The organism is Corynebacterium sp. KPL2830, from assembly GCF_040225635.1.
In the GTDB taxonomy this organism is placed as follows: Bacteria; Actinomycetota; Actinomycetes; order Mycobacteriales; family Mycobacteriaceae; genus Corynebacterium.
In genome coordinates, this window is the sequence record NZ_JBEHFR010000044.1 from 1 (window position 1) to 9,367 (window position 9,367).

Annotated in this window: 7 protein-coding genes and 1 pseudogene; 4 read left to right on the forward strand and 4 right to left on the reverse strand. The window is 61.6% G+C overall.

Annotation, left to right across the window (positions count from 1 at the left end):
* Window positions 1–114 precede the first annotated feature (114 nt).
* Window positions 115–922: pseudogene (locus tag ABRP87_RS10690) on the forward strand (IS256 family transposase); the annotation flags it as partial.
* Between the two features lie 69 nt (window positions 923–991).
* Here the strand turns inward: ABRP87_RS10690 and ABRP87_RS10695 are convergent.
* The 4 genes from ABRP87_RS10695 to ABRP87_RS10710 all read right to left on the reverse strand — a co-directional run bounded on the left by ABRP87_RS10695 (window position 992) and on the right by ABRP87_RS10710 (window position 4,041).
* Window positions 992–1,222 (reverse strand): DDE-type integrase/transposase/recombinase, encoded by a 231-nt coding sequence (locus tag ABRP87_RS10695; protein WP_349868752.1) that lies wholly within the window; start codon window positions 1,220–1,222, stop codon window positions 992–994.
* A gap of 58 nt (window positions 1,223–1,280) precedes the next feature.
* Window positions 1,281–1,520, reverse strand: a complete 240-nt coding sequence (locus ABRP87_RS10700; protein WP_349868754.1) for an IS3 family transposase — start codon at window positions 1,518–1,520, stop codon at window positions 1,281–1,283.
* Between the two features lie 51 nt (window positions 1,521–1,571).
* Window positions 1,572–1,841 carry a hypothetical protein gene (locus tag ABRP87_RS10705; protein ID WP_349868756.1) on the reverse strand — a complete coding sequence of 90 codons (270 nt, stop codon included), beginning with the start codon at window positions 1,839–1,841 and terminating at the stop codon, window positions 1,572–1,574.
* A gap of 220 nt (window positions 1,842–2,061) precedes the next feature.
* A complete protein-coding gene (locus tag ABRP87_RS10710; protein ID WP_349868758.1) occupies window positions 2,062–4,041 on the reverse strand; it encodes an FAD/NAD(P)-binding protein in 1,980 nt (659 codons plus the stop codon).
* Window positions 4,042–4,316: 275 nt separating this feature from the next.
* On the opposite strand from ABRP87_RS10710, the gene ABRP87_RS10715 reads away from it, so the two are divergent.
* From ABRP87_RS10715 to menD, 3 genes are all read left to right on the forward strand, one after another.
* The gene (locus tag ABRP87_RS10715; RefSeq protein WP_349868760.1) at window positions 4,317–6,731 is read left to right on the forward strand and encodes an excinuclease ABC subunit UvrA; all 2,415 of its coding nucleotides are present in this window, start codon (window positions 4,317–4,319) and stop codon (window positions 6,729–6,731) included.
* A 76-nt stretch (window positions 6,732–6,807) separates the two neighbouring features.
* Window positions 6,808–7,557, forward strand: coding sequence for a hypothetical protein (locus ABRP87_RS10720; protein ID WP_349868762.1), 750 nt, complete (start codon window positions 6,808–6,810; stop codon window positions 7,555–7,557).
* A 109-nt stretch (window positions 7,558–7,666) separates the two neighbouring features.
* Window positions 7,667–9,289 carry a 2-succinyl-5-enolpyruvyl-6-hydroxy-3-cyclohexene-1-carboxylic-acid synthase gene (menD, locus tag ABRP87_RS10725; RefSeq protein WP_349868764.1) on the forward strand — a complete coding sequence of 541 codons (1,623 nt, stop codon included), beginning with the start codon at window positions 7,667–7,669 and terminating at the stop codon, window positions 9,287–9,289.
* The last annotated feature ends 78 nt before the right edge of the window (window positions 9,290–9,367 follow it).

Sequence of the window (9,367 nt, forward strand, 5' to 3'; positions counted from 1 at the left end):
GTCTCGCCATAGTAGTCATTCTGGTTCATCTCCTTATGCGGGTTAGGTTCCCACACACAAACCATTAGACACTCTCACCATCTGGGGGTCAGGTCCTCACGCATGTCAGAAGAACTTGACGACATGGTCGCAGACTTCAAAAACCGCCCACTAGACCCCGGCGGGTACGCCTTTGTGTCGTGTGACGCGCTCACGATCAAAGTCCGTGAAGGCGGCCGGGTGGTCACATGCTCAGTGCTGCTTGCCACCGGAGTCAACGCCGACGGGTACCGCGAAATGCTCGGCATGCACGTCGCCACCGCGGAATCCAACGCATCGTGGAAAGGCTTCTTCCAGGACTTAAAAGCCCGCGGACTTACCGGGGTATTCCTTATCACCAGTGATGCCCACGAAGGCATCCAGCACGCCATTTCCGAAGTGCTACCCAATGCGTCGTGGCAGCGGTGCCGCACCCTTTTCGCGAAGAACCTCTTAAGAAAAGGTCCCGAAAACACAATGGCCGATGGTCTCTGCGATGTTCCAGACGATCTTCCAGCAACCTGACGCCACATCCACCTGGTCCCAAGCCCGCGAGGTCGTCGACCTGCTGGAACCGAAATTCCCTCACGTCGCGGCGTATTTGGAGGAATCACTCGATGAAGTACTGGCGTTTACCGCAGCTCCGAAACCAGTCTGGACGAAGGTATGGTCAAACAACCCCACAGAACGGTTAAACCGAGAGGTCCGCCGGCGCACCGACGTCGTCGGCATCTTCCCAAACCGTGAATCCATCATCCGGCTTGTCGGTGCGGTCCTAGCCGAGCAACACGACGATTGGATCCAACAAAAACGCTACATGGCACTTTCAGCACTCGAATACACCAAACACCTCATGCACCACCCAGGAGATCATCGTGGCGACCACCACCAGCTAACCGCTTAACCAAACCCCGAACTTCATACCGAGCCGAAAGCACAAACCGCTACACCACTACACGGGACTTGACCCTGGTCATCGATGCTCTAGCCCACGCACATGGTGTGCGTGGGCTAGAGCATCGATAACTAGTGAGACACGCATGTGGTCTGCGAGTGCATAACCTGCAAGTTTACGCGAGTAAGTATCAATGACTGTGGCAAGGTACATGTTTTTTCCTCCCTTACAGGGCAGGTAGGTAATGTCACTGACATACACATGGTTCGGCTCATTAGCTGTGACCTTGCGGCCTACTAGATCTGGCATGACGCGGTGACCAGGCTTGCGCCTAGTGGTGGTGCATCGACGCCGTTTAGTAAAGCCTTTAAAGTCCCATGGATTTCATGATTCGTGCAACTTTCTTGTGATTCGTCGGACCACAGCTCTCATCGGCTTTAAGGCTTGCGGCGATGCGTTTAGCCCCATAAAGCCCGTGCTCATCGTCGAAGATGGTCTTTATTCTTGCACCAATAAGACCGTCTGAATACATCTTTAACCTGCGCTTTTTACGGGTGTGGACCCATTTATAGAACGAGGAACGATTGAGCTTTAACACGTGGCGCATCCGTGTGAGGCGAGTACTTTATTCGGTGGTCATCGACGAACTGGAAGCGGATCACCAGCGTGTCTCTTCGGCAAAATATTTCGCGGCCTTACGCAGGATATCGCGTTCTTCGCGCAGTTTTGCGTTTTCTTTCTCTAGCTGGCGGATTCGCGCAGAATCATTCGCCGCTTGGGCTTTATCATGCACGGCTTTTATGCGGGCACGTTTGCCGGTGCCGTACTTTTTGACCCAAGAATGCAGCGAAGCTCGGTTGATGCCGAGTTCGGCTAATGCTGAGTTCAGCGAGAGGTCCTCATTGTTCCTTATAGAGGGCCACGGCATCGCGTTTGAACTGTTCGGAATACCTGGACATGATGGTAGATTACCTTTCTTCCCAGTCCGACTGGGCTGGATATCAGGTGTCCACCAAATGGGGATCAGGTCCGAACGCAGATAAACATAACCTGCCCCAGCATGGGGCTAGGAGTATGAATCCTGGGCTCCTCCGAACGGAACTGCTAACAGCGTAATGGGCAGGCGGTTGCCTGCCCCTCGCTGCTAGCTACGCTTGCCCCGCGAGGGCTACCTGGGCCGCGTGCACGGCGGCCTTATCGGCTTCCTGGATGAACCACGAATCGGTGCCGGGAATCGGCGGGGCCAGGGTGGTATCTGGGTACTCGGCGTGGGCGGGGATTCCTACGAGGTGCAGGCGCTCATCCACGGTGCCGTCGGCGTTGTGGACCTGGCGGGTTTCGGGGTCCTCGGCAGGCGAGCCGGTGGGTACCTCGATGCCATCGCGGGCGGTTTCCGTAAACGCGCGCACGCGGCCGGATTTCACGAGGGAGTGCATGAAGGAATCGTGCGGGGTGCGACGGATATCGGGCTTGTGCACCCAGGCATCGAGAAGCGTCGTGCCCGGGATGCGCTTGCCGCCGGATGCGCTGGAGCTGATGGTCCATTCGCCGGCGTCGGCATTCGTGCCCAGGACGGGATTGCCGCCGACGAAGCTGACAATGCCGGCATCGACAAGCGCCAGCAATTGTTGCGTGCGGAAAGGCGGCGGGCCGGAGCACGTGGTCTGACCCAAGGAAATGGCCTTATCGAACATGTGGTGGCGCGACTCCAGGGTATAGCGGCCCTCGGCGCCCAGCACCTGGGTGGGCTTGCGGGAGAAACCGACTGACCACAAGGCGGCGCGCACCGGGCTTTCCGGGCCCTTCTGGGCCTCTGCCAGGTCCTCGCACAGGCTCTGCGCAATGTGCTCGGTGAGCTCTTGTTGGCTGGAAAAGTCCTCCGTGAGCAGGTGGATCCAGCGCAGCAGGCTGAAATCTTTGGTGGTATGGCGGTGAATGACCTCATCGAGCTGGGCCAGGCCGTTATAGGCCACACCAGCATCTACCGGGGTGGCATCGAGCGCAGCGATGATCTCCTCGCGGGAGGCGCGCAGGCTCTCCGGCTCGACGCGGGCGAGGGTATCGATATAGGCCTGGTAGGCATCGCGGGCGACCGCCGGCCACACCTCGGTGTCATAGTTAATGGAGCGCGCGCCCGTGCGGTGGGATAGCTCGGCGACGACCTTCTTTAACCGCGGGATCTCCGCGGCCGGTGGGAGGGAGCCTTCATCGGATTGCGGCAGGAAGGGATAGCCGCGCCGGGAGGCGGCCGCAAAGGTGGGCTCGGTGCCGGTGGCCTCATAGCGCATGCCCCAAGGCTTGGATGAATCCTCGACGAACTTGCCGCCGCGGCCCACGGTGGACAGGATGAGGATATCGAAAAAGCCCATGCCAAGGCCGCGCACGAGGACCTTCTCGTTGTCCTTGATGGAGTCAACGCCCTGGTCAATAGGGTTATCCGCGCGAATCCAGCGCAGGCTGGGATTTTCTTCCAAGGTCTTTAAGATCCACCGCTCGTTTTCGGTATAGCCTTGATTTTGCCAGCCGGTGACCGCCAAGGTGGAGCCGGCCGCAACGGTGGTGTCGTTATTAAGGTGCAAAATATCTGCGCCCTCGCGGGATTCAATATCCACCACGCGGGCGTGGTGTTGCTTGACCTCTACCCACTCTGGCACGTCCTGCAAGACAGAGCGGAAGACCCACAGGATGTAGTGGCCGTACAGCGCGCGCGCCAAATAGGATTCGGGGCGCAGCTTCTCCAGCTCTGCGCGGCCGAATTCCTCAAGCACCTGCGGATCCAGCGGGTGGGTGGCGACGTAATCGCGGGCGCCGGGGGACACGTGGGCATCGCCAAGCGTCAGGCGGATCCACTCGTAGATGGTGGGGCCTTCAACCACTGGGGCCTCCACGGTGGAGCCGGGTTCAGAAAACAGCGTCATGCCGTGCGCGAAGGTATTCATACACAGGTACTTGGGCTGGTTGATATCCCAAATCTTGCCGCCGCCGTGCTGGGCATCATCGATAAGGTGCAGCGTCAGCTTCTCTGGTGGGTGAGACACAGTATTGAGTTGTGCCACGAGGCGCTCGAGGACGGAAATGCCGCGGGGGCCAAGTCCAATCAGCGCGATGGATGAAGTGTTATCGGTCAACGCGGAGCCCTACCTTCTAGCTTATAGACCAAGCGGAATTGTCATAATAGACAATGAAGTCTATCAGTTGGGGCGCTGGCTAAATATGCATCCACTGTGGCTCCGCGGTGGCAGGGCGCGCTCGCCAGCCGGAACGCCCCGAGTAGGTGTGAAATTAATTCTTGGCTAGGCAGATTGGTAGACAGATCGGTAGGCGAAGTGGCGTGTGGAGGGGTGCGGGGGTGTCGGGCTGAGGCGTTGCCTTAGGAAGCTGGTGCGCGGGTAAGATCGCGGACATGACAATCAAGGTTCGCGATGCCCACTTACACAACCTGCGCAATGTCGATGTGGATATGCCGCGCGGCCAACTCGTGGCGGTGACGGGAGTCTCCGGTTCCGGAAAGTCTTCCCTGGCCTTTGGCACCATTCACGGGGAAGGGCAGCGCCGCTACCTGGAATCGGTGGCGCCGTTTGCGCGCCGGCTCATTAGCTCCGCGGTGGACCCACAGGTAAGCCAGGTAGAGGGCTTGCCGCCCACGGTGGCGCTGCAGCAATCCACCTCCGGCGGCGGGGCGCGCTCCACGGTGGGCACGGTCTCCGCACTGTCTAATAGCGTGCGCTTGTTGTACTCGCGCGCCGGGGATAACCCTGAGGGGCTCTACTCGGATGCCTTTTCACCAAATACCCCAGAGGGCATGTGCCCGCAGTGCCAGGGCGCGGGCGTGGTGCACGAGCCCACCGAGCAATCGATGGTGCCCGATCCCACCTTGTCCATTGAGGAAGGCGCCATTAAGGCCTGGCCCGGTGCGTGGGCGGGCAAGAATTTTCACGATATCCTCATGAACTTGGGCTATGACCTGGATTCGCCTTGGCAAGACCTGCCGCAGGAAGACCGCGACTGGATCCTGTTCACTGAGGAGCGTCCCGTGGTCACCGTAAAACCCCTGCGCGGTGCGGACCAGATCCAGCGCAATTATGAGGGCACGTGGCGCTCGGTAGCCAGCTACCTCACCAAGACGCTGCAGGAGACCCAATCGGAATCGCTGCGCAAGCGCACGTTGTCCTTCATGGAATCCCGCGAGTGCGATACCTGCCACGGTCGCCGGTTGAACCCGCGGGCACTCAAGGTGACGTATGCGGGAATGAGCATCGACAAGCTGGGCGCCCTGCCGCTGGACCGGGTCTATGAGGTACTCAGCGCGCAGGAACCGGAGGAGAATTCCGCTGAGGATCTGCTGCTCAAGCAGGTGCTGCCGGCGCTGACCTCCGCCCTGGAGCTGGGGCTGGCGCACCTGAGTCTGGACCGGCCCACCCAGAGCCTTTCGGCGGGCGAATTGCAGCGCATTCGGCTCGCCGCCCAGCTGCGCTCCGGCCTCTTTGGCGTGGCGTATGTGCTCGATGAGCCGTCCGCCGGCCTGCACCCCGATGAGCGCGGGGCGGTGCTGGACATGTGCCGCCGGTTCATCGCCGCCGGCAATTCGGTGCTGCTGGTAGAACACGATATGGATCTGGTAGCCCAGGCGGATTGGCTCGTGGACGTTGGCCCCTACGCCGGTGAGGGCGGCGGCAAGGTGGTCTATTCCGGTCCGGTCGAGGACTACGACGCCGATACCCCCACCGCCCGCGCCTTGGCGCAGCGTGAGCTCGCGCTTGCCGATGCCCCCCGTACCCCCTCCAACCACCTCCGCCTGCGCGGCATTTCCGCGCGCAGCATCGACGGGCTCGATGTGGACTTTGGCCTAGGGCAATTTACCGCGGTGGCCGGGGTTTCGGGCTCCGGTAAATCGACGCTGGTAAGCACCGTGCTGGCAGAAACCCTCAAGGAATCCGCCACCGCCGTGGCGGATGAAGATAAAGACGACGCGGACGAGGGCAGCCACGAGTTCTCGCTTGCCGGGGTAGAGGGCCTGGATAAGGTCTCCCGTCTGGTGCAGATTTCCCAAAAGCCCATTGGCCGCACCCCGCGGTCCACGCTGGCCACGTATACCGGCCTTTTCGATAACGTGCGCAAGCTCTTTGCTTCCACCCCAGAGGCCAAGGAGCGCAAGTGGACGGTCTCGCGCTTTTCCTACAACGTGAAGCAGGGCCAGTGCCCCACCTGTGGTGGCGCCGGAAAAATCGAGGTAGAGCTGGTCTTTTTGCCGGGTTCCTATACCACTTGCCCGCAATGCGGCGGTGCCCGCTTCAACGATGAGACCCTCGAGGTGACCTGGCATGGGCGCAGCATCGCAGAGGTGCTGGAGCTTACCGTGGATGAGGCCGCCGAATTCTTTGCCGAGGAACTAAAGATCCACCGCGCCATCGCCACGCTGCAGGCCGTGGGCCTGGGCTACCTCCGCTTGGGACAAGGCGCGCCGGAGCTTTCCGGCGGTGAGGCGCAGCGCATCAAGCTCGCCACGGAGCTGCAACGCTCCCGCAACTCGCGGCGCGGGCACACGGTCTACATGCTGGATGAGCCCACCACCGGCCTGCACCCGGCCGATGTTGCCTTGTTCAATGCGGAGCTGCACAAGCTTGTCGATGCCGGGCATACCGTGATCGTCATCGAACACGATCTCAACGTTCTGGCGAGCGCGGACCGCATCATTGAGATGGGCCCTGGCGCCGGTGCGGACGGCGGGCAGATCATCGCCGATGCCACCCCAAGCCAGCTGGCCGTAGAAGATACCGTGACCGGTCGGGCGCTGCGGGCGCGGCAGCTGCAGGGCTAGCATTCCCCTCGGTTCAACGCTGGCGTCTGGGAGATTCCCTGGGAACTCACAGGAAAATGATGTACAGCTGGTAGGCATGACAAATAATGGCTTTGGTGAAAACGGTTCCAATGGCCGAAAAGGCTCTCATGATGATGGGCGCGGCACTGACGAGACCCGCCAGTGGTCTGGCCCGGCCGAGGATGCCACGCGCCAGATAGGCCGCGTCCCAGATAACGCGGCCGGTAATGCCCGCAGCCAGCACCCACAGCAGTATTTCCCGGGTGCGCAGCAGCCGCAGAATGAGACGCGGCAATTCGACGCGAACGCCGATTACCAGCAGAATTACCAACAAAACTACCAGCAGCCCGGTGGGCAGTATGGCCAGCAGTACGGTCAACAACAGTATGGCCAGCAACAATACGCCCAGCAGCAGTATGAGCCGGTGCCGTCGGACTATGACCCGGACCAGCGTGGCAGGGGAAAGAAAAACGGCGGGATGGCCGGGGTCTTTGCCGCCATCGCCGTGGTTGCCATCCTGGCGGCGGGCGCCCTGTTCTTCTTGTGGCGCAATGCCGCGAGCGATGCAGATAAGCCCGCGCCAGAACCGGTGACGGAAACCACGACCACGCAGGTGCCCACCACGGTGACCGAAACCGAGGATGCGGGCCCAGACATTTCTGAGCGCCTGCGCAATCTGCCGAACCTGCAAGACGAACTCCCTGAAGATATTCCTACCGAGCTGCCACCGGAAATCCAGGACCGCCTGGAAGAAGGCGATGACCTCGACGTGGAGCGCCTCTTGCGAGACCTCTTTGGCAATGGCGGCAACCAGCAGCAGGGCTAACCAGCGGTACCGGATATAGGCAGGGCGGCGGCGCGGCACGGCACGGCGCGGCGCGATTGCCGTTTGCCGATTCCCAGCCGCTGCGCCGCAGTAGGTAAAATCTGGCAGCATGAATGAATCGATGCAGCTGGCTGAACAGGTGGCCGCCCAATTGGCGCGCCACCTTACCGATGTGGTGCTGTGCCCGGGATCCCGCAACGCACCGCTGTCCCTCGCGCTCCTCGCGCGCGAGGATATCCGGGTGCATACGCGCATTGATGAGCGCGGCGCTGCGTTTACCGCCTTAGGCATGGCGCGCGTGCAGCACCGCCACGTCGGGGTAGTGATGACCTCCGGCACGGCCGTGGCCAATACGCTGCCCGCGGTGGTTGAAGCGCACTATTCGCATACCCCGCTCGCCATTATTAGCGCCGACCGCCCAGAGCGGCTGATCGGCACCGGTGCTTCCCAAACCATCGTGCAAGACGGCATCTTCGGCGTCTATGCGGATACCACCCAGGTCAACGAGCAAAAAGATATCGCCGCTATTGCGGAGCGATTTGAGCGCGATCTTCAGGTGCACATCAATATCGCCTTTGACGCGCCGCTGGTAGGAGATAGCCTGCCGGAACCTGTAGGTGGCGATGGCACTCGCGCGGCTACCCCGCGATTTTATGACCACGGCGAGGTCGCTGTGGACTTAAGCAAAAATACCCTCGTCATCGCCGGCGATGAGGCCTGGGAGGTCGAGGGCTTAGAAGACGTACCGACCATCGCGGAGCCCTCCGCGCCGGGCCCGTTCCACCCCGTGCACCCAGCCTCAGCGCATATTTTCCGCAAGGCGCAGGTTTCCGCGAATGACTACGTGGTCAATACCAAGGTCGAGCAGGTCATCGTGGTGGGCCACCCCACGCTGCACCGCGGGGTGCTCGCGCTGATGAATGACCCGGATATCGAGCTCGTGGTGCTCTCGCGCACAGCGGACTTTACCAACCAGCGCGGGGATAACGCGCGGCTTGGCACCACCGTTAAGACCACCGGGGAGCCAAGCCGCGAGTGGCTCAAGATCTGCCAGGGCGCGACCGACATGGCCGGCGAGGCCGTGCGCACAACCCTGGAGGATGAAGAGATCGGGTTTACCGGACTGCACGTAGCGGCGGCGGTAGGCGATACGCTCGCGGTCAATGACACGGTGGTGCTCGGCGCCTCGAATCCGGTGCGCGATGCCTCCCTCATCGGGCTGCCCTTTGACGGCGTGGATACCTACGCCCCGCGCGGGGTGGCCGGCATCGATGGCACCGTCTCCCAAGCCATCGGCGTCGCCCTGGCCACGCAATCGCTGGATCCCACCAATTGGCGCGCCCCACGCGTGATGGCCCTGGTAGGGGATGTGACCTTTTTGCACGATGCCAATGGGCTGCTGATCCCGGAGGACCAGCCGCGGCCAGAGAACCTCACCATCGTGGTGGCCAATGACAACGGCGGCGGCATCTTCGAAACCCTGGAACAAGGCGCGCCCGCGCTTCGCGATGCCTTCGAGCCGGCCTTTGGAACGCCGCATGGGGTGGGCATCGGCAAGCTGGCAGAGGCGTATGGCGCCGATTACCGCTTGGTGACCACCCCGCAGGAGCTGCTGGATACCCTGGCAGAGCTTAAGGAATACTCCACGGGCATCACCATCGTAGAAGCGCAGACCACCCGTGCCACGCGCCGGGCGCTGCAGGATAAGCTCACGCATAAGGTGGGCCAGTAAGTGGCCCCGCGCTATACGCCCGCGGTGTTTCGGCGCCGGCTGCACCAGCTCGTGCTGGCCGTCTATGTGGCGCTGATC